This window comes from Nocardia brasiliensis ATCC 700358 (assembly GCF_000250675.2).
In the GTDB taxonomy this organism is placed as follows: domain Bacteria; phylum Actinomycetota; class Actinomycetes; order Mycobacteriales; family Mycobacteriaceae; genus Nocardia; species Nocardia brasiliensis_B.
Genome location: NC_018681.1, coordinates 5,426,627 through 5,453,205 on the forward strand (window position 1 = coordinate 5,426,627; position 26,579 = coordinate 5,453,205).

At 65.8% G+C, this 26,579-nt stretch carries 20 protein-coding genes; 2 read left to right on the forward strand and 18 right to left on the reverse strand.

Going from position 1 to position 26,579, the window contains the following annotated elements:
• Positions 1–7: 7 nt before the first annotated feature.
• The 3 genes from O3I_RS23850 to O3I_RS23860 all read right to left on the reverse strand — a co-directional run bounded on the left by O3I_RS23850 (position 8) and on the right by O3I_RS23860 (position 3,262).
• The gene (locus O3I_RS23850) at positions 8–1,411 is read right to left on the reverse strand and encodes a hypothetical protein (RefSeq protein WP_237748119.1); all 1,404 of its coding nucleotides are present in this window, start codon (positions 1,409–1,411) and stop codon (positions 8–10) included.
• 151 nt (positions 1,412–1,562) lie between these two features.
• Positions 1,563–2,060 carry a DUF4254 domain-containing protein gene (locus O3I_RS23855; protein WP_014985554.1) on the reverse strand — a complete coding sequence of 166 codons (498 nt, stop codon included), beginning with the start codon at positions 2,058–2,060 and terminating at the stop codon, positions 1,563–1,565.
• A 377-nt stretch (positions 2,061–2,437) separates the two neighbouring features.
• The gene (locus O3I_RS23860) at positions 2,438–3,262 is read right to left on the reverse strand and encodes a MerR family transcriptional regulator (RefSeq protein ID WP_081594092.1); all 825 of its coding nucleotides are present in this window, start codon (positions 3,260–3,262) and stop codon (positions 2,438–2,440) included.
• Positions 3,263–3,489: 227 nt separating this feature from the next.
• Here O3I_RS23860 and O3I_RS45605 point away from each other — a divergent pair, with 227 nt between their 5' ends.
• Both O3I_RS45605 and O3I_RS23870 read left to right on the forward strand, forming a co-directional pair.
• Complete coding sequence (locus O3I_RS45605; protein ID WP_167829167.1) at positions 3,490–3,801, forward strand: hypothetical protein; 312 nt, start codon at positions 3,490–3,492, stop codon at positions 3,799–3,801.
• 23 nt (positions 3,802–3,824) lie between these two features.
• The gene (locus O3I_RS23870; protein ID WP_014985557.1) at positions 3,825–4,715 is read left to right on the forward strand and encodes an SPFH domain-containing protein; all 891 of its coding nucleotides are present in this window, start codon (positions 3,825–3,827) and stop codon (positions 4,713–4,715) included.
• 18 nt (positions 4,716–4,733) lie between these two features.
• On the opposite strand, the gene O3I_RS23875 is transcribed toward O3I_RS23870, so the two are convergent.
• The 15 genes from O3I_RS23875 to eccB form a co-directional block, all read right to left on the reverse strand.
• Positions 4,734–9,494: an NAD-glutamate dehydrogenase gene (locus tag O3I_RS23875; protein ID WP_051066739.1), complete on the reverse strand. Its 4,761-nt coding sequence runs from the start codon at positions 9,492–9,494 to the stop codon at positions 4,734–4,736.
• 15 nt (positions 9,495–9,509) lie between these two features.
• Positions 9,510–10,265 carry a hypothetical protein gene (locus tag O3I_RS23880; protein ID WP_141692169.1) on the reverse strand — a complete coding sequence of 252 codons (756 nt, stop codon included), beginning with the start codon at positions 10,263–10,265 and terminating at the stop codon, positions 9,510–9,512.
• Positions 10,246–10,851 carry a discoidin domain-containing protein gene (locus tag O3I_RS44935; RefSeq protein WP_141692168.1) on the reverse strand — a complete coding sequence of 202 codons (606 nt, stop codon included), beginning with the start codon at positions 10,849–10,851 and terminating at the stop codon, positions 10,246–10,248. Before O3I_RS44935 ends, O3I_RS23880 begins: the two co-directional genes overlap by 20 nt.
• 457 nt (positions 10,852–11,308) lie before the next feature.
• On the reverse strand, positions 11,309–11,683 hold the full coding sequence (locus O3I_RS43985) for a helix-turn-helix domain-containing protein (RefSeq protein ID WP_237748120.1): 375 nt from the start codon (positions 11,681–11,683) through the stop codon (positions 11,309–11,311).
• Positions 11,661–13,397, reverse strand: coding sequence for a type VII secretion protein EccE (eccE, locus tag O3I_RS23895; protein WP_014985562.1), 1,737 nt, complete (start codon positions 13,395–13,397; stop codon positions 11,661–11,663). The genes O3I_RS43985 and eccE overlap by 23 nt, the downstream gene beginning before the upstream one ends.
• Complete coding sequence (mycP, locus tag O3I_RS23900) at positions 13,394–14,755, reverse strand: type VII secretion-associated serine protease mycosin (RefSeq protein ID WP_014985563.1); 1,362 nt, start codon at positions 14,753–14,755, stop codon at positions 13,394–13,396. The genes eccE and mycP overlap by 4 nt, the downstream gene beginning before the upstream one ends.
• Positions 14,755–16,257: a type VII secretion integral membrane protein EccD gene (eccD, locus tag O3I_RS23905; RefSeq protein WP_014985564.1), complete on the reverse strand. Its 1,503-nt coding sequence runs from the start codon at positions 16,255–16,257 to the stop codon at positions 14,755–14,757. The genes mycP and eccD overlap by 1 nt, the downstream gene beginning before the upstream one ends.
• Positions 16,258–16,265: 8 nt before the next feature.
• Positions 16,266–17,414, reverse strand: a complete 1,149-nt coding sequence (locus O3I_RS23910; protein ID WP_193364880.1) for a MinD/ParA family ATP-binding protein — start codon at positions 17,412–17,414, stop codon at positions 16,266–16,268.
• A gap of 243 nt (positions 17,415–17,657) precedes the next feature.
• Complete coding sequence (locus O3I_RS23915) at positions 17,658–18,527, reverse strand: ESX secretion-associated protein EspG (protein ID WP_141692166.1); 870 nt, start codon at positions 18,525–18,527, stop codon at positions 17,658–17,660.
• A 46-nt stretch (positions 18,528–18,573) separates the two neighbouring features.
• Positions 18,574–18,888 carry a WXG100 family type VII secretion target gene (locus tag O3I_RS23920; protein WP_141692165.1) on the reverse strand — a complete coding sequence of 105 codons (315 nt, stop codon included), beginning with the start codon at positions 18,886–18,888 and terminating at the stop codon, positions 18,574–18,576.
• A gap of 24 nt (positions 18,889–18,912) precedes the next feature.
• The gene (locus tag O3I_RS23925) at positions 18,913–19,242 is read right to left on the reverse strand and encodes a hypothetical protein (protein WP_014985568.1); all 330 of its coding nucleotides are present in this window, start codon (positions 19,240–19,242) and stop codon (positions 18,913–18,915) included.
• A gap of 53 nt (positions 19,243–19,295) precedes the next feature.
• Complete coding sequence (locus O3I_RS42860) at positions 19,296–20,588, reverse strand: PPE family protein (RefSeq protein ID WP_051066740.1); 1,293 nt, start codon at positions 20,586–20,588, stop codon at positions 19,296–19,298.
• Positions 20,589–20,603: 15 nt separating this feature from the next.
• Entirely contained in the window at positions 20,604–20,915 is a 312-nt protein-coding gene (locus O3I_RS23935) for a PE domain-containing protein (protein WP_014985570.1), read from the reverse strand.
• A gap of 102 nt (positions 20,916–21,017) precedes the next feature.
• Complete coding sequence (gene eccCa / locus O3I_RS23940; RefSeq protein ID WP_014985571.1) at positions 21,018–24,965, reverse strand: type VII secretion protein EccCa; 3,948 nt, start codon at positions 24,963–24,965, stop codon at positions 21,018–21,020.
• Between the two features lie 59 nt (positions 24,966–25,024).
• On the reverse strand, positions 25,025–26,578 hold the full coding sequence (eccB, locus tag O3I_RS23945; protein WP_051066742.1) for a type VII secretion protein EccB: 1,554 nt from the start codon (positions 26,576–26,578) through the stop codon (positions 25,025–25,027).
• Position 26,579: the final 1 nt, after the last annotated feature.

A 26,579-nucleotide genomic window follows, 5' to 3' on the forward strand; every position in this document is an offset into this window, starting at 1 on the left:
TGTGAATTCAGACCTGCACCCCACCCTGCCGCTGGTCGAATCTATGTTCGAACTCGGCGAGGTAGACCGACGGAGCGACGGTTGAGGACGAGTATTCCAGCACATCATCGTCGGCCACGTAGAAAACGCCGCCGGCCTCGTTCCCCGACACGGTCGGTAGGGTGATCCGCCACCCGACGCTGACGCGCTCGGCCCGCACGATGTCCAGCGAGCGGTCGCCGAGCGGCAGGCCGCGTGCGAGCACGAAATCCCGCACCCGGGCGATAGCCCGCTCGCGGGTGATCTGCTCAGGCAGCGACACGATGACTCCGGCCATCGACAACTGGTTCATCGCACTGTCAATATCAAAACCGCACTCCGTCCCGAGGACGGCCGAAACCGTGTCCCGAGTGACCACGCCGATCTCCGCCGCTGCCAACAAGGCGGCAACCGCCTCATAGCCGACCGCCCGACGCGATGCCAGCAGTTCTCGGATGGCCTTCACAGCGGTGTCGAAGGTCCAGATTTCCGGGATCGCTTCGCGTAGCCGGTCGGCCGGCGCGGACTCGCCCCGATACCAGTGACCGGATTCCCACCAGTAGCAAAACGACATCAGGCCGTTGGCTGCACGCGGGTTGAGCACCGGGTCGGCCACCCAGTCCGGTGCCCCCGAGTAGAACGCGGGCATGGGTTGTCCGCCGAGGTACGTCGCGGCCAGCTCGGGCGCGTTCCACACTCCTCCAGAGAGCACCGCACGGCCTCCCGGCAGCGCGTACAGGGTCGAGCCGCTGTGTCCCGAGCTCTCGAACCAACCCATCGCGGGCAATATCAACGGCCCTGCGGGCGAGCGACGCGCGATGTGCACGGCGGCGAGCACTGCCCACCGTGACCACAACACCGGAAACGGCGGGAAGTCGCTGTCCGACGGTATCGCGAGGACCCCGCTCCGCCGATGGGTGCGGGCTTGCTCGGCGGCTGCCTGGGGAGTCCGCGATTGCCGGTCACCGTGCGCGATGTACGCGGCCAGCCAGATCGGTACCGATTCGCGCGGGTAGTATTCGAGATCTGCGAGATAGTCGTGTGGATCGAAGAGCTGCTCGTCGGGAAACGGCTCGTCACCGTAGTCGGGTAGCACCTCGACGGCACCCGCGGGCCCAAATGTCACCACCAGCCGCCACCACGGCCCCGCGTCGGCACGCGCCGATCGGCGGCGCTCCTCGCGCACCAGCTCGAGCAGCGCTTCTGTCGGCTGCACCCGGACCGGGAGTCGCTGCTCGTCGGCGCCTAGCAACTCCGCGGCCTCCGCGACCACGGTCATCGCGAACTCCGCGTGGAGCGGTACGCAACCTGACGGCATCACCGCGGTGATTGCGGCGACGATCCTCTCGGCTCGATCCTGCTCGTTTTCGCCCTCGCCGAACAATGTAGTCACGTGTCGTCCATCTCCCTCAACTCGCAAGCGAGCCGACGCAGGGCCGGGGCGCTATCGGTCGACCCGCCCGGCCGGACCCCGAACCAGATACGCGCTTTGACGACAAGGCGTCCACCATCGGGCTCGGCACACAACCCGCAAACAGGTCTCATCACCCACCTCGCGCGGGCGCAGGGAGTCGTCGAACGCCGCGAACCACGTCGTGGACCAGGTCATCGTAGGAGTCGACCAGCTCCGCCAGCCGATGCCAGGCCGCGCGCAGGGGCGGACAGTCCGAACCGTGCCAGCCGGACAACTCCGCATGGATCCGGTTCTGCGTGGCCGCGATGTGGTCGATCACCGTACCGAGCGTTTCGGTGTGCAGCGCGGCACCGAGGCGATGCTGCGGCACGTGCAACTCGATCCATAGATCGATCTCGTGTACCAGATCGCAGATCTGGGCGGCGCTGACGTGACCGGGATCAGCTTGCGGGTCGTGCAGGTCCGCCAATTGACAGGCCCACCGGCTGAGCGGGTGCGCCGCGACATGTCGGCCGAAGAGGGCCGACACCAACTCACGCGCGGAAGGCAGCGCGATCTGTCGCGCCACGCCGGCTTCGTGACCCGTTCGGAACCGCTGCAAGGCCGTAGGCGGCACGAATTCGTCCATCACCCGGACAGCCTCGTCTCAGCTGCCGAGTGCATGCACCCGCGGGTGGGACCCACAGTTTCGAATCGCCGACTCGACACCATTCGCCATGACCTTTCGGAAATCAGCGCACAACCGCAGCAAGAGTAGGACCGCACGGCGTTCGCAAGGCCATCTCGCCCAGTGGTTCTGAGTGCTAACCCTGAGGGTATAACCGGTAACACATGGAGATTTTAACTATTGGATAGCTTTGCTGTCCACATTTTGGCCCGGCCAGCTTTTTACTAGCAAATTAGTCCGGTAAAACAATCAGAGCGGTCTCCCGCCGCCATTCGAAGCGGACGCTTGTCCATATCAACGGGTCGGCTTCTACTTAACCCTGAACACCGTTGGGCGGATTATGCTTCCAGGGACGCACCGGGCTGGCCGTCGCCACCTATGGGAGCGTCTGCACTCAGCGCACGGCCATTTCTGCCGGACTGATGTCGTCGGCCATCTCGACCCGAGTGCGTCGAATCCGGCGGCGCGGCATGTGACTCGCCGCGAGCCGCGGACCAACGGGCCGCGACATCCACCTGCGCCAACCTACGCAGCGCCGCGAGCAGTGCATCGCCCAGCACCGTGCCGATGGTGGCGATTTCCAGCATCGATTCCCGATCGCGCCCCTTGGCCACCTCACACAGGTCAGCGCGAGCGATAAGACTCACGGCCTCCGCGTACGCATCGAGCAGATCCTTGTTCTCGAAGGCTGTCGGCAGCAGATGAGCGAACGGCGCGATCACCCCCGCGACGCTGCCCCGCATCGGATTATCCGGAGCGACCTGCCAGCCCCAGCGGTCGACCAGCTCATCCACCAGCCGTCGGGCATCGGCTAGCCGCGCCAACTCGTCCTGCACGTAGGGACCGTCCGGCAACGCGTCGACGCTGTCGCACTCGTCGATCGGCACGACCCGGCTCATCGATCGCTGAAACACGTTGAGCACCTGGCGCACCGGTAGGTCCGGACTGTCGATCGCGGCCAGCACCTGTTGCGTCTGAGAGATGGACAGTCCGCCGACGTCGATCAGCGCACGGATCAGCGCGAGCCTGCGCAGGTGACTCTCGTCGTAAATGGCCTGGTTCGGCTTGACGATCTCACCGCTGTGCATCAAACCGGCACGCTGGTAGTACTTGATCGTCGCGGTTGGGATACCGCTCACGCGACTGAGTTCGGCCATGCGCATAGTTCAACGATATATTTTCTTTGCCCGCTGAGCGACCAGTTCACTGTTACCGGGCGATTCACCAACCTATCGAGCCGGCTAGCACCCAGTGAACACAGCCAGGTCAAGACACAGATTCCTACTGGTTCCCAACCCTGGCAACAGCGTGTTCGTTCAACTGGATACTTATGGTATCCGTTGACCGGCACACGCCGATCACGCTGTTCCGCCCGCGAAAGACTCTGTCCTTGTTCGATCTTGCCTTCCTTCTCGCCTACCTCGCGCTACTCGTCGCCGGCACGTTGCTGTATGCGGTGCTACGACTGAGCGCACGCCGATCCACGCCCATGATTCCGCCACCGACCTGGCCGTATGTGCTGACGCATGAGGCACCGAGCGGACCGCTCGGCATCTGGGAGGCGCATATCGCGATGCGGCAGCACGGCGACTGCGACATCGATGAATGCGCAATGAAGCGTGCGGCTTTCACCGTCCTCATCGACGCCGAGAACCCTGCGTCCACTCGGCGGCGCCGAAACAAGGGCAGACGAGCAGGCTGATCCCGGAACCAAGGAGCGAAACCATGGCGGCCCTCGAGGAACAGCCGGTCTTCGGCTCGCGGTTCGAGCAGAATCAGCTCGTCTACAAGTGTCCTGAGCTGGTTTTCGCACGCGATACCGAAGTGGTCGTGCAGGCTTCCGAGCTCTTACTCATCGCCGGATCGGCGCACCACACCCTCATACTCGGGCCGGGGCGATACCATCTGGACACCCTAGATCTACCCCGGGTCGCCCTCCCCGACCAGCCGACATCGGAAGGAAGCGGCCTGCGGGCCGAGTTGTACTTCGTCACCACGCACGCACTGTCCGGCATCAAATTCGGGGGGCCGCTGGCCGACGTCGTGGACCCGGACAGCGAGCAGGTGGTCTCACTGCGGGTGTTCGGCGAGTTCAGCCCCGCGATCCACGACGTGGCGCTGTTGATCGCTGCTCTTGCAGGAGGCGCGAGCCCCGCGGGTACAGTCACCGAACTGCGCGCATGGTGCTCAGGTGTGGTGCTCAAAACGCTCAAGGTGACCGTCACTCAGGGTATCTCCTGCGGCCAGTGGGCGGTGCTCGAGCTCTCCGCGCACGCGATGGACATCGAAGCCCTGGTCGTGCAACACGTCAACTCGGTGTTCGGCCGGTACGGCTTGCAGATTTCAGCCCTCGGCTATTTCGATGTCACCTTGGCGCCCCGCGACGCGGAGCGCCTCAAGCAATTGGCCTTGGACCTGAAGTACTTGCGACTGACCGGCACACTCAGCCGACTGCCCGACCCCCGTGCGGTCGGAGCCGATACTGGGTACCCGGACGAGCAACCTGCTCGTGAGAATCGTGCTCACCTGCAGAAATTTTGCGCGACCTGCGGTAGTCAGCTCACGCCGAACGCGAGGTTCTGCGGCATGTGCGGGACGCCGGTCTCCGAGCAGTGACCCGGTCACGGTTCACGTTCACCGTCCACGTTTCAGCAGCAGTGCGCGGATCTGCCGCGTCGCCACCGATAGCGTCTCCAATCCAGGTTCGGGCGCGGCCAGGATCTCCGCGAAGGCGCTCTCGACGCGACTCACCCGACCGCTGTTGCGCACCACCCAATCGGAGATCGCGGCGTCGGCACCGCAGCCCGGCTCGGACGAGGTCAGCACATCCAGGGTCAGCAGCCGCATCGAATCGTGCAGGTCGTCGCGCACTGCAAGGCGCGCCAGCGTGCCCCATCGATCACCGTGGTCGAGCACGTCGACCACGGTGAGTATCCGATCGATCCGCAACTGGTGGCACAGCGAATAGTAGAGCGCCGCAACCTCCTCGGCGTCCCGGCCGCAGTCGTCGGCTAGATCGAGCACGTCCAGCAAGGGAACGAGATGAACAAGACCGAACACTCGCTCGGCGAGATCCTGCGGCGAGCCGGCGCGCAGGCTCGGTTCGGCACGGGCATCGACGTCCGACCGCAGATATTCGGTTTGCCACCGGTCCGCAGCCCCGGCCAGGCGCGACAGGCCCGATTGATATCGCGCGGCACAGGGCATGATCTCCTGTGGCCGCACACAGTTGAGCAGGAGCCACCGTGCAAATCGTTCCAGCGTGCCGCCGATTTCGAACTCCATCAGGTCGCGCGCCGCCATCGGCATGGGATGCCCCCGGAGTTCGGCCCACAACGGCCGCAGCCCCAGGATCGTCACCGCGGCCGTGTAGGCGCGGACCGCATCCGCACCCGTGCAGCCGAGTTGTTCTGCGAGCCGGAAGGGGTAGCTGATCCCGGCATTGTCGATGACGTCGTTCACAACCACCGTGGCAATGATCTCGCGGCGCAGCCGATGCCGAGGGATCGCCGTGGCGAACCGAGTGCGCACAGCGGCAGGAAAGTACACGGGCAACGCGATCCCGAAGTCCGGATCGTCGGGCAGATCGCCCGCCAGCAGGTCCGCTTTCAGGGTTAGTTTCACGTGCGCCATGAGATTCGCCAGCTCCGGCGAGGTGAACCCGTGACCGAGCACGGCGCGACGATCCAGCTCCGACTCGGACGGCAGGCCCTCGAGTTGTCGATCCATGCCGTGCTGTTCGAGATCGACGACCATTCTGCGATGCAGGTCCCGTCCCGTGACCGCGGCCGCACGGACCAGGCCGAGACGCCGGTTCTGCGCGACGTTCTTCGCCAGCACGAGCGCGCCGACCTCGTCGGTCATCGCGATCAGCAGCTGATCCCGCTCGGCGGGGGCAAGTTCACCGTTCGACATCGCGTTGTCCAGCAGGATCTTCAGGTTCACCTCATGGTCGGAGCAGTCGACCCCGGCCGAGTTGTCCAGGGCGTCGGTGTTGACGCGACCACCGGCCAGGCTGAATTCGACGCGTCCGAGCATGGAGAGGCCGAGATTGCCGCCCTCGCCGATTACTTTGACGCGCAAACACGCCGCGTCTACCCGGACGTTATCGTTGGTCTTGTCCCCGATGTCGGCGTGGGTCTCGGTCGAAGCCTTGACGTAAGTGCCGATTCCGCCGTTCCACAGCAGGTCCGCCGGCGCGGTCAAGATCGCGGAGATCATCTCCGGCGGTGACATGCTGGTGATGCCGGGCTCGAGACCCAGCACAGCGCAGACCTGCGCGGATACCGGAACAGCCTTGGCGGATCGGTCGTAAACGCCGCCACCGGTGCTGATCACGGCAGGGTTGTAGTCGCGCCACGACGACCGTGGCAAGGCGAACAGCCGCTGCCGCTCGCGCGTCGATCGAGTGGCGTCCGGATCCGGATCCAGGAAGATATGCCGATGATCGAAGGCCGCGATCAGCCGGATGTGTTCGGAGAGCAGCATGCCGTTCCCGAATACGTCGCCGCTCATGTCACCGATCCCGACAACCGTGAAATCTGTTGTCCGCGTGTCAGTTCCGAGCTCTGCGAAATGCTGCTCCACGCTCTTCCAGGCCCCGCGGGCGGTAATGCCCATCGCCTTGTGGTCGTAGCCGAGCGAGCCGCCCGAGGCGAACGCGTCACCGAGCCAGAAACCGTACCTGCGGGCAACCTCGTTCGCGGTATCGGAGAAGGTCGCGGTGCCTTTGTCCGCCGCCACCACCAGGTAGGTGTCGTCACCGTCCCGGCGCACAACTCGTGCTGGCGGCACCACCTGGCCCGTCCGATGATCGAGGTTGTCGGTGAGGTCCAGCAAGCCGGAGATGAACATCTGATAGCACGCGACGCCCTCGTTCAGGTGGGCTTGCCTATCGGCGTCGACCGCACCGGTCGGCTCCGGAGGCTGTTTGACGACGAATCCCCCCTTTGCGCCTGCCGGAACAATCACCGCGTTCTTCACCGCCTGCGCCTTGACCAAGCCGAGAATCTCGGTGCGGAAGTCCTCGGTCCGATCCGACCAACGCAGCCCGCCGCGCGCGATGACCCCGAACCGAAGGTGTACGCCCTCCATCCGCGGTGAATACACATAGATTTCGAATCGCGGCCTGGGCTGCGGCAACTCGGCGATGGCCGGGGCGTCGAACTTGAGCGAGAGGAACTCGCGCGGATATCCCGCAGCATCCACCGTGAAGTAGTTTGTCCGCAGCGTCGCGCCGATCAGGCCGAGGATGGCGCGCAGGATACGGTCCACGTCGAGGCTGAGCACACGATCGATCTGTTCACACAGTTCCGCGGTGAGCGCGGCTACCTGGGCCTGTGTTGCGGCGTCCGGGTCGAAGTGCGACTCGAACAGCTCGATGTAGCAGCGTGCGACAACCGGATGTGCGAGCAGCACCCGAATGATCTTGGCAGTGCTGTACACGAAGCCTGCTTGGCGCAGATATTTGGCGTAGGCCCGCAGCACCGTGATCTGCCGTGCGCTCAGGCCCGCGCGCAGCACCAGTTCGTTGAGCGGATCGACATCGGCGCGACCGAACCACATCGCCTCGATCGCCTCGCAGAACCGCTGCCGCACAACCTCGTTCAACTCCGTCCCGGTCACCGGCAGCCGGATGCGGAACTCGTAGATCCAGGCCGACCGGTGGGCGGGCAACCCTACGCGGTAGGCGCGCTCATCGATCGCCTCGACACCCAGGCTGTGCAAAAGCGGCAGCATGCGACTCAGGGAAACCCCGGATCCGTTGACATACAGGCTGAATCGCCACTCCCCCGACGGCGCACCGGCCAGCCGATCGAGCGTGACGTCGAGCTCGCCACCGCTGAGCGCTTCGAGCCGCAGCAGGTCTGCGAAGGCCTGCTCGGGTTCGTGATCTTGCTCGTAATCGGCAGCGAAGGCGGCGGCGTAGCTGACGGCAGGCCGCGCGGTCGCGCTCGCCGCGGCAGCGATCTCGGCGACCAGCCGATCGCTCCAGGTCCGCGTCGCCGCGAAGAGCTCGTCCTGGATCCGCGCGCGGTCGGGTGCCGAGACTTCGAGCGGATGCCCTGCGGCTCGTTGCACCGTGAAATACACCACCGCCAAATCCGATTCGGTCACCCGGGCCGAGTATCCGATGTGAGTGGCTCCGAGTTCGACGCGCAGCAGTTCCTGCATCCGCAACCGCACCTCCGCGTTGTAACGGTCGCGCGGCAGGAACACCAGCCAGTAGAGGGTATCGCCCACGGGATCGATACGCAGGAACGCACGGACCTGCCTCCGCAAATTCAATGTCATTACGGCGGAGATCGTTTCGAACAACTGCCGGGAATCGGAAGCGAACAACTCTACCCGCGGAAACGACTGCAACACCTCCAGCATCGCCTGGCCGGAGAACGAGTTGAGTTCCAGGCCGGCCCAGCCGATCACCTGACGGACCCGATCGCCGACGAGGGGGATGTCCAGAATATTCTCGTGCTGGCCGGCAACGGAGAAGACGCCGACGAACACGTGCTCACCGTGCACGCCTGCCGCACCGGCTTCCAGATCGAGGAGTCCGATCACACTGTGGTGGGGCGCACCCGATATCGGCATGTCGGCGGCACCGTGGGCAACACGGAGAAGCGGATCCTGTTCTGCCCGATCCGGAATAGAGACGCAGACCCCCGATTCCGGCCCGAGGATGCCGAGACCGTCGCCGGCGCGACCGTCACGAAACTGCGCGTAGCCGAGAACGGTGAAGTGGTCTTCGGACAGCCAGCGCAGCAACTCGGCCCCGCGCAGTGCCTCGGCATCGTCGTCCTTACCCGCAAGCTCGTCGGCGAGACCGAGCAACGCCTCATCCATCGAGGTGGCGTCGTCAGCGACGCGGCGCAGATCCGAGAGCAACCGCGGCAGGATCCGTTCTGCCGCGTCCAAGACCGATGTGGCCACATCATCGGCGAGTTGCACATGCATCCACGACTCGGCGGTGAACGTCACGCCGGGCAACCGCGGGCGACCCCCGGTGGGGTGCTGCGGTTCGACAGCACGCAGCCGCCCCGTATCGTCGCGCGCCACCTCGAGAATCGGATGGATGATGTCGGTCACCGTCGCACCGAGTCGGCGCAACGCGGCAGTCACCGAATCGACCAGCATCGGCATGTCGTCGTTGACGATCTGTACGGCCACACCGAGTACCCCGTCTTCGCCCGGCCGATACACGCGCACGGTCGCAGTCCGCGGCGCCCGCGTCGCCGCCAGCACGAGATGCTGGCGGAGTATCCGCCGACCCCGCTCGGTGACCGCAGTGCTCGCCGTGGACTCCGGACGGACCCCACGGAAGTAGGATGCCTCCACCGCGGCCGGATCATCGTGCAATACCCGTGCCGGGCGGGAATCAGGCTTCGCTCTGGTCACCAGACACACTCTCTCTCAACAGAACACACTGAACCGGGTCAAGAACGCTTGGGCCCGGGCACTATCGGTGAACGGATCGGTCTCCACCACGACACCTGCAGGTCCGCTCGCATAGCGCACCGCTGCGGTCGGGCTGATCTGTATGAATGTCGCCTTGTCGCACAGGATCCGGCCACCTTCGGCGCGCCATCGGCGCACGGTCACGCCGAGCGGATCCTCCGGCAACTGCCGGATCCAGAAGATCAGATCCCGGCCGCCGGTGATCCCGCCGAAGAGCAGGTAATGCCCGCCCGTGAGAACACACCGTTCATCGACGTGGATCCGCTGGCAGGTGGAAACGGCGCGAAGCTGATCAGCCCACGATCGCGGCGCGGTGCCCCGCGCGACGTCGGGCGCGCTGAACGACGGCAAGAGCTGAATCAGCACCATGACCGCAGCCACTATGAGACCACCGACGACGAGCACGATGCCGGTGCCCGTACCGAGGATCACCGCAATGATCCGGCCCGGATTGCGCAGGCCGTTATCAGCCTTGTGTGCCACCGCGCCGACCGAAGCTCGCCATTGCACGCCAGGATGCGGCAGCACCTTTTCTTCGATGACCGGTCCAGTGCGCTGCTCCGGCGCGTCGAGTGGATCACTCGCCAGCTGTTCCGGGGGACGAGGCGCACCGCAGCGTGCACATCGGGTATCTGCGGGCAGGTTCTCCTGCAAGCAGTAGTCGCAGATAGGGCCGAGCGACGAAACAGTTTCAGTGTCCATGGATGACAATCGTGGATATCGCGGTGGCGTCGGCTGTGCCCGCGCTCGACGACTGCAGGACGGTCAGTACCACCTGGCTGGCGTGCACCGGCGGCTCGATCTTCGTTGTCACCAACCGGCGCTGGTCCAGCGTGCGCTGGGTGAAGGTGGTGATCCGCTCGTCGTTGAACCGGTAGGAAACGCGGCTCACTGTGCGATAGCGCGACCACTGGTCGGTGCCGTCGGTGGCGATATCGTCCCACCCTGGCACGAGCCCGATGGAATCTATGGCATAGCTGCGGCCGAGATCGATGCGCAGTACTTGGCCATCCACATTGAAGGACCGGCCGCAGGACCAAGCCGTCGCCGGACGACCGTCGAAGGCATCCATCCCCGGAGTGCCGCCCGGCGGGCAGGTGGCTTCCGCGGATACGACCTTGATGTTCGCCCCCGTGGGCGGATCCGCAGGCGCGGACGCCGGCGCCGAGCTGGGATTCGGCGCAGCCGCTATCAACTGCTGCGGCGGATCGTCCTGGCCGGTTCCGGTGACCAGTACCAGAATGACGACCAAAGCCAGCACACCAGCCGCAGCCAGCGCCACCTTCGGTTTCCTCAAGGCGCGTAAACCATCCCGCAACAGTTGATCGGCAGGTCGGATGGGTCGGCGCGGTGGGGACGGCCGTTGCTGCGGCGACGCGGGCGGCCGCGGAGACGGCACCTCCCTCGGTCCTGCGGACGCGGGCATGGGGCCCGGCGCGGACAACACACTGGCGGGCCTCGTCCGCGTGCGACCGGCGAGCATGGCGTTGATCTGCTCACTGGCTCTCGGTTCGCCCGCGGTTCGCCCGCTCTCGACTGAATCGTGTTCGACAACGGATCCGATGGATCGCGTTCGGAGAGAATCGGATTCCGAATTCTGCTCCGGCACATGATCGCTCGCGTCCTTGCTCCCGAACAAGGTAGCGAGGACGGCCGACCGATGGCGGATCAGGATGTCCGTCGGCTCTTCATCGAGCATGTTCGAAATGGTATCGGCGGCCGCCGAATACGATATTCCCGCTGTGGAGAACAGCTCAGGGGTGCGGACGATTCCGTTCGGAGTTTTCCTCGGTCACAAAATACTCGACCGGAACATCGAATACGCGCCCGAGCGCAATGATCAAATCCAACCGAGGTATGGCGTCACCATGTATGAGACGATATAGCCCCGACTGCGACACGGCTACGTCGGGATACGCTAATTCTAGATGCCGCGCCAGCGAATACAGCGTGAGCGACCGCGTCGCGCCATCGCCGGTAGACACCACCGATTCAGATATCAGGGCCGAGAGCCGTCGCGAGAAAATAGCTGCCGCCGCCTGCTTCGGGGTCATACCTTCCCCCGCAGCGAGCCGCGGCGCCTCGACACCGTCATCGGGCCGGGGATCAACTGCCACGTCGATAGACATTACCGCTCCCATCGGTTTCGCCAGACCGGATGTCTCCGTCCGGCGTGCTGCCCACCGGCATCGCATTCGCATGTGCCGTGGTCAGTTCACGTTGGTCAGGGGTGGGATTGAGATAGCGCGTTTCGCCGCGCGGCTCGATAAGATCCACCCGCACCGTCCGGGTCGGCATGCTGATATCGACTGCCGACCCGCTCACCTGGTCGATCACCAGGTCCGCACCACCCGTTCGCGGGCCGCCGGGATCGCTGATGACAATCGACGTCTGTGCCGTGGTCGCTCGCGGCGTGACGTGGTCGAAAACCGTGATCGATGCGGCATCCCCATCGGTCACCGTAGCGTGCTCGGCGACCAGCCGTAGCGAACCGGGATCACCCACCGCGGCAATCAGGTGCCGCCAGCCGTCCGGACGGTCGGTGTGCACCTCTACCTCGGCGCCGACCGCCGTCGCGCGAAGAACGATCTGTTGGGCGACAGACAGTTTCGCGTGTACCTCGACGGTGCGCCGACGCGGGTTGTAGCCCGCGGGATCGTATAACGGCAACGCCAGCGCATGTCGCGGCCGTCCCTCCAGCGCACCGAGCACCTGACCGTTCGGGCCGATCGGAATCGCCAGTGCAGCAGGCCAGGGATCCTGGCCGGAATCATGCGTGCCCGCGAGCCGCGACACTGTCACCTCGCCTGCCAGCGAGGCTTGCAGAGCGGTGCCCTGACAGCCCGGCAATGACCGCAAGTAGCGATGACGGACGGCTGATACCGGCGGACCGACATAGCGCACCAGCACACGACGAGCGCCGACCTCATCGGTGACGGGCACCACCACCGTGGTGTGCCCTCGATTCGTGGCCCAGCAGGTCGCAAGGCCAGCGACCCCGAGCTGCGCCCAGTCGACGAAGAAGCTGGTGACCACGCGGCCGGCCACCGACGACTGCAAGCAGCTCCATTGTTCGCGAAGATCGTCGAGTTCGACGCCGGCGTGCAGCAGCCGCAACGCGTCCGACAAGGCCGCGGCGGGCAGCGGATGCGCGCCTATGCCCTGCTCCCGCAGCCGCGTTGCGATCCGATGCGCGGCGGTCGCCAACGCGCCGGGTGCGACCGCGACTACAGGTCCACGCTTGGACAGCGCGGCGAGATTCCGGCGCTCATCGAGCCGGGCGACCAGCCAGGTGACCCGGCTGCCGACCACTGCGGTGGCACCGATCAGCTGGTCGTACAACATGGTGTAGTGACCGGTCGATCGGGTCCGGCTGCCGGTGGTCACGATCTCGAGATCGATCGACACTCCGTACTGATCCCGTAGCGGGAGTAGCACCGAAAGCGGCACAGTGTCCTCGGTATAGATGGTCGCGTCCGCGATCACCGTCGGCAGGTCGAGATTCGGCACCAGCTGGATCATCGCGACGAGTACGTCACCCACGTGCCGGATTCCGCAGACGCCCGCGGCCACCTCGACCTCGCTGAGCTCGGGAACCCGCACCAACTCGGCGTGGCGCATGCCATGACCGCGCCGATAGCCGATCCATGCGCACAGCCAGCGGTAGGGCGATCGCCCGTCGACTCCCATCGCCACCGTCAGCACCAATAGCACGCTCATGCCCACGCCAAACATCCACAGGCCGCGCGACGACAGTGCGATCAGCACCAAGCTGGCACAGAGCACCAGCACCGCAAGCGGGCCACGCTCTACGGTGCTGGGCCGGATACGCGGGAAGTTCATTTCTCGGCTCCGGCAGCACGACCCGCAACACCGGCGGTAATGCCGAGCGCGAGGGCAGCGGCGAACACCAGCGCCACGCCGATGCGCGGGCGCGGATCCTGCGGACGCGGCGGCGCAGGTATCGGCAGAGCCACGCCACGTGCAGTCGACAACGCCACCGGCAGTGGTGGTGGTGCCCGAAAGCTCAATGCCGCAACCGGATCGATGACACCCGCGCCCACCGCGTTGTCGACCCCGCGGGCCGGCGCGTGCGCACTCGCCACCAGTCGAGCCGAGATCTCGCCCGCAGTCTCCGCCGGGAAGCGCGAACGCAACAGCGCGGCAACACCGCTGACGTATGCCGCGGCGAACGACGCACCGCCGACCGGAACCAGCTTGCCGGGCTCGCCGACACCGTTGACGACACCCCCGCCGCCGGGACCGAGCGATTCGATCCCGACGCCGGGCGCGGCCACCGAGACCCACGGTCCCAGCAGCGAATCAGGCATTTCGGCCCCGGTCACGGTCGCCGAGCCAACAGTGAGTACCTCGGGCACGAACCAGGCAGGAGTAGCGATAGTCTCGACTTGGCCCCAGTTGCGAGTATCCGCTCCGGATAATCTGCCGACCTCCGGGTTCTGCGCACACCCCGGACTCGACGTGTTGCCCGCGCCCGCGACGATCAGTGCGCCACGGACACGCACCGCGTATCCGATCGCCGCGGAGAGTTCGCTCTGGTCCACCGCGGTGTCCGCAGGCAGGCAGATCGGCAGCGACACCGTGATTACACCAGCGCCCATATTTGCCGCGTGCGTGATCGCCCGTGCGAGTGCCCCGATATCGGCACCGATTCGTTGCAGCGGGTCTGGGTTCGGTCGCTCGGTGGTGAACGCGCCGGAACGGTATCGGATGGACAGCAATTGCGCGTCCGGTGCGACACCGAGGAATCCGTCGGCGGGGTCCGGGGCGGCGGCGATGATCCCCGCAACCAAGGTGCCGTGCGCGTCGCAGTCGGCGAGGCCATCCCCTCCGGCGACGACGTAGTCACCGCCACCGCGCAGACCTGGCAACCGTGGATGCGCGTAGACCCCGGTGTCGATCACCGCGACTGTCACGCCCGCACCGCGGCTCAGTGCCCTGGCCTCGTCGAGTCGCAAGGTGAGGTCCGCGAGCGGCGCCCTCGTCGGGTCGCTGCCCGGGAGCGCCCCGACCGCCAGGCAGCCCATGTTCTGTTTGGTCGGCTCTGCCGGCCCCGGTGCGCCGTCCGGTGGCGGCGCGCCGATGATGACCTGCGGGGGTTCCACGGCCCAGGCCGGACCCACTGGCGCCAGCATGAAGACAGCGGTCAGCGTCCCCGCGACGACACCCTTCCCGCGCATCAGATTCTCCGCAGAGCGGTGTAGATGCCCGCGATCCAGCACGCCAGCACCGGCACCAATACGATCAACGCGTATTCGAGCAGGTCGATCATCCGTCGCGTCACCGGGGTGAGCCTTCGCTTGGGCAGCTGCACCGCCCCGGCGCAGCCTGCACCTGCGATCGACACGACCGTCAGGACCACGAGCAACCGCACCCACGGAGTCGAATACGTCCCGACGAGAACGCAACCGACACCCAGGACGACGGTCGCCGCCGCACCGATCAGCGCGAGAGCCTGCACTCGATCCGGATGCCAGCGCGCACGCATCACGAGGATGGCGGCCACCGCCATCGCGACGACGATTTCTCGTATTCCGCCCGGACTCACGACGCACACGGCCACCGCCGCCACCGCAAGCAGGGTGGCAATCGCGACGATCAACCCACGCAGACAGGCCACCGCGTATCGAGCTCGACTCTCGATATCGCTGCCTGTCCGCCCACGCGGTTCGTGACTAGGATCAGCGCTGATCCGACCGTCGGCGGCGCCGGATTCGGCGTCGAAGATGTCGGCCAGCGACGCCGGGGTCACGTCGTTGCCAGGGTCCGGCAGATCCGGTGGCTGGATCCGGGCCAGCATCACCGCCAGCCGGGACGCGAAGGTCAGCAGCACCAGCCCGATGAGCAAAGCCCCACCACCGATCTGGTGGATCCCCAGATTCGTGTAAGTGGCGGTGAGCGCCGCCGCGGTCGCGGCCAGCGCGAGGGTCGTCGCGGCGAGCATGGTAGCCACGGCCCAGCCAGTCAGTCGCAGCAGCACGATCGTGGACACTGCGGCCAGTACTGCACCGGCGGCGAGATTCGCGGCCCCGAATGGTCCCGGCTCCCCATAGGGCGGCGGTATCAGCATGGCTCCTCCGGCGAAGAGCAACGGCACGGCGGACAATGCCACACCGAGGCCGACCCGGGGCCTGGTGCCACGCCGCGCCGTCCAGACCGCACCGAGCACGGCCGCCACACCGAGCAACAGCGCGGGCAGACCACACCACCAGAACGATCCGGTGCGCATCCACGACCACGAAAGCAGTACTGCGGCGGCGGCCGCACCGAGGCACAGCACGACCGTTCCGGTGATCATGGACGTCTCCGCGTCGTACTCGGCGAACTCACGTTCGTTGGTCAAGGCCAGTGCGTCGGTGATGTCTTCGACCACCGGCCGGAATTCCTCGCCGGATTCCACCACCGACAGCATGAGCAAAGCACCGTCGGCGATGTCGTAGTCGGCGAGTACGTGCCAGCGCGGAATCGGCGGTTCCCCGGGGCGGGCCAGACTCCACAAGCCGGTCGGTGCGGTGAAATCGACATCGTCGTCATCGATGGCCTCGGCGAGCACGACCAGCAAGTCATCGATGAAGGTCTCCACCGTGAATTTCGTCGGTATCACGACATCCACCTGGTAGGTCGCCACCAGCACACCGACGCGGACCCGGGCCGCCTCGGCCGACTGTGTCGGCGCTGCCACAGGGGCGCTCACCAGCGACCGCCCATATCTTCGGTTCCCTCGAGGAGGTAGCCGGGGAACCCGTCGGCCAGCCATGCGGCGAGATCCTCGAACGCGAGCAGCGCGTCCTTTTCGAGCAGCCGCAGATCGATCTCGCCGCCTTCGGCGAGGTGCGCGTCATAGGGCAGCTGGCAGGTCGGTCGTTGCACGGTGGCGAACAGCTGCTCGATCGCCTCGATATCGACCACGGGTTTGTCCGGCCGGTGATGGCTGATCGCGACGATCGACCGCGCGGCGAGGTGGTGCAGCCCGTGGGTGTTGAGCCAATTGAGCGTCGCGACCGCGCCGGTCACCCCGCCGACCGTGGGCGGGGTAATAACGACGACCGCGTCGCTGGAACGCAACACCGTGCCGGTCACCGAGTCGAGCACGCCGGTGCCGCAATCCACCAGCAGTAGGTTGTAGTGCCGGCGCAGCACCTCGACGCCCGCGGCGTATTCCTGTCCGGAGAGCGCCTCGGTGGTCTCGGGTGTCCAGGGGCAGGCGACGACGGCGAGGTCTGCGGAGTTGATCGACGTGTACGCAGAGACGGCGGAGAAGGCGTCCAGTTGTGCGCCATGTGCGAGGTCGCGCAAGGTCAGACCGTAGGGGTGCCGACGCGTTCTGGCGGCCAGATCACCGAAGCCGGGGTTCGCATCGATCGCGACCACCCGGTCGGGCCGCAGTGCGGCAAAGGTGGAGCCGAGAGCGGCGACGGCCGTCGTCCGGCCCGCACCTCCTTTGACGCTCACGACCGAGATCTGATAGGAGGAGGTCAATTGGCGCCGTATCCGGCCGCGGCGGTTTTCGGTGCGCTGTTCGGCCGGTGACAATCCGAGCCGGAAGCCGACCTTGTTCAACGCGCCACGAACACCGGTGTTGGACCGGAGCTGCGCGCGCCGGGACGCGGCGATCTCGGCCAGCAGGTCCGCCGAGCTGAGCACCGCGGGCAGCACCTCGATCGAGGAGGGTGCCGGTTCGTCTCGGTAGTCGATGTAGGGCGCGGGCGTCGCGGGCGCTCGATGTTGCGTCGGCGGTGGGACCGAGGCGATCCAGTTCTGCGGTGGCTCAGGCGGTTCTTCGCCATACGGTGCGACCGACGGACTGTTCTCGGGCTGTCCGTCATCGATCGGTGTCACTTCCGAGCGGTACGGCGGCGGGGCCGGTTGGGGCGCTGGAGCCTCGAACGTTACCGCGGTGGCATTGCTCGATGGCTGTGGATTCGACGCCAGACGTGGGGCACCGAACGTCGATTCGGGGTTTCCGCCGAAATAGGCGTCGTAGCCGCTGTTGGCCTGGCCTTGATCGTTTCGGCTGCCATTGAGGTTCGATGTTCGATCCACTGTCGGTACTCCTCTCGATCTGCGCGCTGTCCCGCCGCGTCAGGCCGTCCGCGAGGCCTCGAGCCAGCTGCCGCTGGGCAGCAGCTCCTGCAACGCCTCCACTCCCGCGCGTACCGCGCTCACGTCACCCGGCAGATATGTCGACCAGACCTCTCCGTCGAGCGCGCAGTGTGGCACCACGACGATCCGGCCGCTGGGGGTGTCGAGCACGTTGGTGCAAAGCTCGGGTTGGGCGAAACTTCCGTCACGGTGCTCGATCATCACGATCTCGGCGCGGCGCAGCACCGTGCCGAGTTCGCGACCGAGTGCCGCGGCGGTCCGGGGTGTCGCACCCAGTTCGCGCAGGGCCTGCCTGCGTTGATCGGGCTCCGCTGGTATCGAATCGAGCTGAGTCATAGGGGCCACCAGGGAATCGAATTCCAGAGCAGGCCAGCAGCCGAGGGCCGCGCTCAACGCCGACGCGATGCTGTCCATCGCGCGACCGGTCGGAAAGACCGACTGGATTACCACGTGGTCGTCATAGCGCACCGCGAGAACATGGTCCTCGGCCCGGCGCACCAGCGAGAAGCGGAGCATCGTGGGGGTCTCGGCGAGGGCGTTCGTGTCCACGATCCGAGCGACCAGCTCGCTGTCCGGACGGTCGAGACAGTGGAGCCAATGCACGACCACCGGGTGCACCCGACCGTCATCGATGACGCCCGCCGCCGTCAGCTGCTCGTGGACGCGTTCCCGCACTCGATCTCGGTCCTCGATACGGTAGATATTCGGCATCAGCGCCAGCACCAGGGGATATGCGTCGATTCCGACCATATCGCGCAGCAACAGCGCGGCGTCGACATTCAGATCGACCGATGCCGGAACCCGCTCACCCATCGTCTCGGTTCCGGTGGGACCGGGTGTACGCCCCATCAATGTCTTGTGATGTGACATAGCGCTCAACGTTCACCCGGTCGACTCACACCGCGAACAGGCCGCGGCTCGTTTGATCGGTGGTCTGAAACTCGCCACCGGTACCGCCGGCAAGACCGATCGAGGCTTTGAGTTGCGCCACGGTGCCCTTGAAAGTCACCAATTCCCGGTCCAATCTGCTCATCACCGTCCCATGAGCATCGGCGGTGTCACCCTGGAAATCGCCGGAATGGAGCTTCGCGGTCGCTCTCTCGATATTCAGAATGGCGTCTTCCCACGCCGCGATCATGCCGCCCATCATGCTGACATGACCGTCTACTTCGCCGAAGCTTACATGTATAGCCATCGTCTTTACTTCCATTCATCCTAGGTCGATCGAATTCGTTCAGAGGGCGCTGATATTGACTCCGCCGCCGCCCGCAGCGTTGACAGTGGAGTTGAGTTCTGCGTCCTTGCCGTCGATTCTCGAAGCAGCTGTACGCAGCGCGTTGATCACATCGGACACCGCCGCATGCAACTTCAAACCGGCGGTGTGGCACTGGTCCAGCTTGTCCGAGACCGTTCGGCCGGTTATCGGCGTGTTCAGCGAAGTCGCCAGTCCCTGTTGCACGACGAGGACCTTCTTCAATTCTGTGTTGAACTGCTCGTTGTGCCCGTCGGTTTCATCGGCGGTTGCCCGCATCACCGGCGGATCGTTCCATACACCGCTTGCCATCACACTTTCCTTTCGCGAATCTTTCGCTTCGTCCCGGCACTCACCGAGAACGTTCAGGTTCGGCCGTCGCCGACGTCGTCACCGCTGTCGATGACACCGACCAGTACCTGTTCCACACCGTCGTCCTCGGCCGGCTCAGCACTGTCGTATTCGATGACGCCGATAGCCGGGGCATTACTCAGTTCCGGCACTTCGCCGGGGTCGCTCCCGACGAACACCGTCGAGTGCTCGGTATCGTATTTGCGCCGGTCCCGGCGCATCCGGCTCGCCGGTGCGCTCGCCCCGCTCGGGGCGGTACGACCGACCGGCGCGGGTGCGGGTTCGGACGGCAGAGCGCCGAACGTCGCCCCGGGCCGAGCTGCCCAACTCGCGGGCATTCGGAATTGGTTCGCCGACGTCATGACCCCGCCTGCGCCGCCGAACGCCATGCCGAGCGGCACCACGCTGCCGAGGCCGCCATTGAGTCCGGCCAGCGTCGGCGAAAACGAGGAAGTTCCGAAGAATCCGGACGAACCCGCCGCGTCACCGGTACCACCGCCGGACAACGGATCGGCGGAACTCGGGTCGACATTGGAAGACTCGGCCACAGGGGCACTCGACTGGGTGAGGTCGGTCGCCGAGTTGGTGGCGTCGGTGCCTGTGCCCGAGACACCGTCTGCGCCTCCCGCAGTACCGGGATCACCGACTGTGCCGCCGCCCGGACCGGCGCCGACCGTGGTGGACCCTTCCGGCACCGGCCCCGCCGTCGGCGTAGCCCCGTCACCGCCAGCCGCGCCGGGTGACGGTCCCGTGCCGAGCCCGCCGCCGATCTGCGGAGGCGGAGAAATCGGAGGCGGTAGCGCGCCCAACGCGGAGATCGCCTCGCCTGCGTACTTGTACATCACCGCTTGGGCTTGAATCCACATCTGGTAGTAGGCGGCCTCGTTCGCTGCGATGGCCGGCGTGTTCTGTCCAGCGACATTCGAAACCGCAAGCGACATCCCGGCGATCCGGTTGGCGACGATGACACCCAGCGGCGGCATGGTCATCAAGGCGAAGAAGTACGCGTCGGCCAACCGGGCGACCAGCGGCGCCGCGGCGGCCGCGACACCGGCTTGCTGGTGAAACCAGCCGGTGTGCTGACCGAAGCGCTCTTGCGCCGCCTCCGACGCTCGGCTTCGCCAAGAACTTCCCATCTCCGCCATCGAGCCCTGGGAAACGGCCGCCATGGTGTTGAGCGCGCCGGACATTGCCGATATCGCGCCCGATGCCGCCATCATCGGCATGAACCCACCCGTCGGCTGAATTCGGGCAGAGTTCACCTCCGGCGGTAGCGCGCCGAAATCCACATTCGGAAGAAACAACATGAGAGTGCTCGTCGATCACCCGAACGCCGTCGTACCGCCGACGACGATGGCACCCGACTGATCGCTCGTCTCGTAGTTCGCACTGACTACCGGCAGTGCGTCGGCGAGCCGACCGTGCCCGGCCAATCCGTCGGAAGTACCGCGGAAGAAAGAGCGCATGTAGTCGGTGACGATCTGGCTCGCCCATGTGCTGATGGAATCGATGGCCGCGGGTATCGGTTCCGCGGCGACACTCGCCGGCGCTGCCGTGGCGGCCACCTGCGCTTGTCCGGTGTGCAACTGGGCACTGATGATTGGCAAATGGCTCGGAACAACCTCGAGATCCATGGCAGTCTCCTAGCAACGAGCAACTCGGCGTCGAGTCGTACTAGATCAAACGCTATTGCATTCCCACTGTGGGGAAGATAGTGAAAGTACCTATCCGTCGGTTTAGTGCCGAGACGTGGGCATCGCCGATTGCACCAGGTCACGGCGGGCAAGTAGCGGCTCGATGAAGATCCCGCGACCGGTGGGCTGTGGTGCGGCCTTCACATCTCCGATCAGCAGGCCGTCCATCTTCGAACCGTCCATGATCAGACCGGATGAATTCAGATTCCGCATCTGCCCGAGTACGTTGTCGTAGAGGGCTGAGTCTGCTTGCGCGATATTCCTGGCAACGACAATGTGCAGTCCGATATCGCGCCCGTCGACCACGATCTCGCGCAGCTGGTCCAGCGGGTTGAGCATGCCCCGTTGTGCGACCATGTGGTAGTCGTCGATCACGACGAAAACCTCCGGCCCGCTCCACCAAGAGCGTTCCCTCAGCTCCTGAGCGGTCACCTCGTCCGGTGCCCGGCGCTCCCGCATTTTCGCCACGAACGCCGGCAGGGAGTCCACCACATCGCGCTCGTTGGTCAGATATCCGATCAGGAGTTCGTCGGCAACCGCGCCCATATGCGTGCGTCGGTAATCGATCAGCACCACGCGAGCTTGATCAGGGTTGAACTGTGCGCCGATGGATTCCAGCAGAGCGCCCACCACCGTGGACTTTCCACAACCCGATGAGCCGAGCACCATCAGGTGGGTCGAAACCCCGAAGTCCACGACCGCAGGCTGCAGATCGGACTCGCGCACCCCGAATGGGACGACCAGACGCTGTGCCAGTGTGTCCGGGGCGGGCAACAGCGCACGGACTTCGCTCAGTTCGATCCGAGACGGTAGCAGTTTCACCTCCGGCGCAGATCGGCCCTGCTGGCTCGCAGCAACAGAGTCGATCGCCGACGCCAGGCCCGCGCCCGCGGATTCGGCCGCCCCTACTCCGTCTATCCGGGGCAAGGCGGTCAGCATGTGCAGTCCCTCGACCGAGATACAGCGACCGGGCCTATCCTGCGGAATCGCGGCGGCGACTGCCCGATGGGTGTTGAATGTCGTGTCGGTGATGTCACCGAGCCGCAACTCCAGCCGAGTCTGCAACAGGTCTTTGATCGCCGACCGGATCGCCGCCCAGCGCGAACTACTGATCACGAGATGGATGCCGTAATTGAGACCTTGTACCGCGAGCGATTCCATCTCGGACATGTAGTCGTCGTAATAGGGCCCGTTCACCGCGAAACCGATGTCCCAGCCGTCCACCACCAGAAACACGTCACCGTGCGCGTCCCCACGTGCGATCAGCTCGGCCGAATCGCGCCGCGAGTTCCGCCGTCGCCGGAACTCGCGCATGGAGTCGATGCCGAGCGCGGTGAAAAGTGCCTGCCTGCTGGCGAGCAGATTGGTGATCAGTGCGAAGGTTCGTCGAATCCGATCGCTCTCCCTCGCCGGGGCAACCGAGCCCACGTGCGGCAGTCGCCGCAATGCGGACAGGCCACCGGCGAAGTCGAGACAGTAGAACTGCACTTGCTCAGGGGTATGCGTCAGCGCGGTCGACAGGATCAAGGTCTGTAGCGCGGTCGATTTGCCCGACTGTGGTCCGCCGACGACCGCGACATGCCCGCCTGCGGCCGATAAGTCAACCGTCCACACGTCTTGGCGCTGCAACCGCGGTTTGTCCACGATCGCCAGTGGAACGCGCAGCTCTCCCGGAGTAACCGAGGAGATCAGCTGGTCAAGGGTAGGCGGCACGCCCAAGGGCGGCAGCCACATCCGGTGCGCGGGCGAACCGTGTCCGGCCAGCTGCTGTAGCACTGTTCCCATGATCGTCGCGGGTTCGCCGTCGTCCTCCGACGCCTCGACAATGGCCGGGCGATCGACGATCGGCGGCGGACTGGTGTCGATGACTGCGTCGGTGTTGAAGAGCTCAGGGGGACGATAGCCGCCTCCGGTGCGCCGCAGCCGTTGCGGAGCCGCCACCGCGTCCGGCACCGGAGCGAGGTACGCGGCGCCGACGTAGGCGGCCTGGAATCGCTGCAGATCACCCGCACCGACGCGGAGATAGCCCGAACCAGGCCGTTTGGGTAGGTGATAGGCGTCGGCAGTGCCGATCGCGTCCCGGGAATCACTGGTCTGGTTGGTACGCAACGCGATTCGATAGGACAGATGCGCCTCGAGTTCCCCCATCCGGTTCGACGGCACCTTCTGCGAGGAGAGCAGCAGATGGATGCGCAGCGAGCGGCCGAGCCTGCCGATGGCAACGAACAACTTCGCGAAGTTCGGGTATTGCTCGAGCAACTCGGCGAACTCGTCGAGGACGATCAGCAGCGTCGGCAGCGGGGCCAGATCCGCGCCTTGTTCCCGAGCACGCTCGTAGTCGGCGACGCTGGCGAAGTTGCCCGCATCGCGCAGGATCCGTTGTCTGCGGGCGATCTCACCTTGGATCACGTCCTCCATCCGAATGACCAGATCCGCTTCCTCTTCCATGTTCGTTACAACAGCGGTCACATGGGACAGCCGATCGAACCCGAGAAAGGTAGCGCCGCCCTTGAAGTCGACGAGCAACAGATTCAACGTATCGGGCGAATGGGTCACGACCGCTGAGAGCACAAGTGTGCGAAGGAATTCCGATTTCCCCGAGCCAGTGGCGCCAATGCACATCCCGTGCGGCCCCATGCCTTCCTCCGCGGACTCCTTGATGTCGACATAGACCACCGTGCCAGTGGGGTCGTGCCCGAACGGGATGTTCAGCCGACGGCGGTCGTTGTCGCGTCGTCGCGGCCACAACCGTCCGACGCGCAGCGCACCCGGGTCGGCCACACCCACCATGTCCGCCCAACCGGTGCTGCCCACCGCTTGTTCGGCCGCCACCGCTTCCACCACCGTGGACAGCCGGTACGGTGAAAGCGCGCGGGCCAGCGAGGTCACCGCAGACACCGACATCGCGTCTGCCACCCCGACCCGGCGGAGGCCTCGAGAGGTCAACTCGTTCAACGATCCATCGCTGGAGGCTGTGAACCGCAGTGCCCGTGGCAAACTCTGCTCAACGGCTCCCAGTCGCAACCAGGTACAGCCGTCAATGCCGGAAACGTCACGATCGACCGTCGCTCCTGCGACAGCCACCAGCAGCAGGTAGTGCGTGCGGTCCAGCGTCGGTTCGCTGTTCACCGAGAACGGTCCGCGGTTGAGCCCGATGAGCAGTTTGGCTCGCAACTCGGCCACACTGCGATACACCATCCGACCCGTTCCCAGCGCGTCGGTATCACTCGGATGCTGCACATGCGGAAGCCATTTCAACCACGCCCACTCCGGTGCGTCCGGATCGGGCAGCACCGCCGCGACCGCGACCTGATCGGGGCCGTGCAGCACCGCCACCTCGGCGATCATCGCGCGGACCAGCGCGCGCACTGTCACAGCGTCACCGCTGAGTTCCACCTGAGGCACCGAGAGCAGGTTGATCGCCACCGGCATATCCCCCACCGTGGAATAGGCTTTCGCGAATCGGGTGAGCTCGACGACGCCGACCGGATCGAGGTCCGAGGTCGGCGCCGCCTCTGGGACAATTACCCGGACCTGGTTCGCGATCCGCCCCAACCCCATTCGCGTGCGCAGAAACTGCGGGCTGGCAACCTGCACCTCCCACATGCGCTTGCCGCCGATCAACCGGCCCACTTCTGCGGGTCCCGGATGGCAATATCGCAGGTAATCGTGCAGCTCGGCCTCGGCCGCATGCACAGATTTGCGATGTTCGGAGAGGCTGCGCAGATAGTCCTTCCGTTCCTCGTTGAGGTTCGCCGCTCCGCCGGTGTTTCCGCTCCCGAAACCGGTGCCGAACATCCCCAGCATCGAGACGACCATCATCATCGGGAAGAACAGCGATATCGGCGACAAGCCGAGCCCGCCGCGGAACATCATCACCATCATCCCGGCCATGGCCGCGACCATCACCACCGGCAAGATCATGCGCAGCCGAGAGGACGGCACGGGTTTGGGCAGCTCGGTTGGCGGCTCCAACTTCAGCTCGGTCACTGCGGGTGCCTTCGGCCCCCGGATCATTCGGGCCGGTCGGACGAATCGCCTGGTCGTTGTCATCGCGGACCGACCAATTCAGCCCCGACTCCGGTCGAGGGGATGCCGTCATGTTGAACTCGCGCATCCTGCTGGGACAGTGTCGGCCCCGGCGCGAACAACGACACGATGCTCCACGGCGCCAGCACGGGCGACCGCAACCCGAGCGCGGTGAGTGTGGGATCGGAACTCCCGCTCGTCCGCCCGGTCTCGATGCCGTAGCGCACCCCGCTGTCGGAAATCCAGAACAGGGACTCCCGCCGTGGCGAGCCCGGAGCAGAACCGGTCACCTGAACGAACGAGCCAGTATCGCGCGGCAGGTACGCTGCGTCCGCCGTGCGTCCTTTGGACCCGGCCGCAGTCACGAGCTCCACGGCGCGTGACTGTTCGCTGGCGGCGAGCGGTAGCTCCCTACCGACTAGCAGAGTCATCCTGGCCTCTCCCCCGCCCTCGGTCTTCGACCAGTGCTGGCAAGTCACCGGCGTGTCGGCCGGGTCGACCAGACCGACCTGCTGCGCCGGATAGGCCTCGGTACCGGATAGCGAACCGGGCCGCAATCCGGCCGCGACCACATCCGGGCCCACCGGCGCTGCGGTAGCGTTGCCTTGCGCGTTCGCGTACCTGATCATTGCCGCGACGACAGAATTCACTCGGACGAGCCCACTCTTGGTCACCACATAGTGCGCGGTCTCCTCACCGGTCACCGATACCGCGAGCACCGCGCCGACCCGCGCGACGAGTCCCGACGCGAGTGTCACACTCGTGCCGGACTCGGGCACCTCGGGCACCCGGATCGCCGGCACTTCAGTAAGTGAATTGATCAACCCCGGCGAGGCGGGCAGGACTGGCGCAGCCGAATCGAGACCGAGTGCGAGCACAACCGGCGCGTCGGCCAAGTCGATCGCGGCACGGACGACCTGGTCGGCGCTGCCTCGATAGACCAGCCAGGTCGTGCCATCCGAGCGAAGTAGCCGCGCCTGACCCGGACCGAGTTCGCGCGCTCCGGCGTCGTCTGCCGAGAGCGGTCCGCCGATAACAGTGGTTCGCACGGCTGAATGTGCCAGCACAGGCAGCCCGGTCGCCATATCGATCGGTGCTGCCATCCCGGTTCGCGGGGCGTCACAGACAGCCCATGAGGAATCACTGCCGCCCGAATCTGCGAGCGCACCCGGCGCCCCGGGAATACCGACCCAAGGCCCGCGCGGAAAGCGCGCCAACTCGCTGCGCGCGACGGATACCGGCTTCTCCGGCGCGCCGAGGATCAAACGGGCCGAGGTCAGATTCAGGGCCGGATACAGCCGGTCGCCGACCCGTACGTACAGTGCACCGGTTTCCTTCTCGGCGACCAGCCGCGCATCGCCGACCTTCTTGTCGGGACGAAAAAAAGCCAGGACCGCCGCGCCCGCGACGATCACGCAAGCCAATGCGACCCCGATCGCCAGCGCCGTGGACCGCCCACGCTGCGGATCGTCGATCATCGACGCATCACGGCGAACCAGCGCGTGCTCGATCCGACGGAGCAGGAATCGCCAGCCCGAGACCTGGTGCTTGGTCACCACCCGGAAGCGAGGCACC

What these genes read in the sequence shown, in the direction of transcription:
- O3I_RS23855 (WP_014985554.1), bottom strand. Translation starts at nt 2,060, where the DNA reads ATGGACGAATTCGTGCCGCCTACGGCCTTGCAGCGGTTCCGAACGGGT.
- O3I_RS23860 (WP_081594092.1), bottom strand. Translation starts at nt 3,262, where the DNA reads ATGCGCATGGCCGAACTCAGTCGCGTGAGCGGTATCCCAACCGCGACG.
- O3I_RS23870 (WP_014985557.1), top strand. Translation starts at nt 3,825, where the DNA reads ATGGCGGCCCTCGAGGAACAGCCGGTCTTCGGCTCGCGGTTCGAGCAG.
- O3I_RS43985 (WP_237748120.1), bottom strand. Translation starts at nt 11,683, where the DNA reads ATGTCTATCGACGTGGCAGTTGATCCCCGGCCCGATGACGGTGTCGAG.
- eccE (WP_014985562.1), bottom strand. Translation starts at nt 13,397, where the DNA reads ATGAACTTCCCGCGTATCCGGCCCAGCACCGTAGAGCGTGGCCCGCTT.
- mycP (WP_014985563.1), bottom strand. Translation starts at nt 14,755, where the DNA reads ATGCGCGGGAAGGGTGTCGTCGCGGGGACGCTGACCGCTGTCTTCATG.
- O3I_RS23915 (WP_141692166.1), bottom strand. Translation starts at nt 18,527, where the DNA reads ATGGGGCGTACACCCGGTCCCACCGGAACCGAGACGATGGGTGAGCGG.
- O3I_RS23920 (WP_141692165.1), bottom strand. Translation starts at nt 18,888, where the DNA reads ATGGAAGTAAAGACGATGGCTATACATGTAAGCTTCGGCGAAGTAGAC.
- O3I_RS23925 (WP_014985568.1), bottom strand. Translation starts at nt 19,242, where the DNA reads ATGGCAAGCGGTGTATGGAACGATCCGCCGGTGATGCGGGCAACCGCC.
- O3I_RS42860 (WP_051066740.1), bottom strand. Translation starts at nt 20,588, where the DNA reads ATGTTGTTTCTTCCGAATGTGGATTTCGGCGCGCTACCGCCGGAGGTG.
- O3I_RS23935 (WP_014985570.1), bottom strand. Translation starts at nt 20,915, where the DNA reads ATGGATCTCGAGGTTGTTCCGAGCCATTTGCCAATCATCAGTGCCCAG.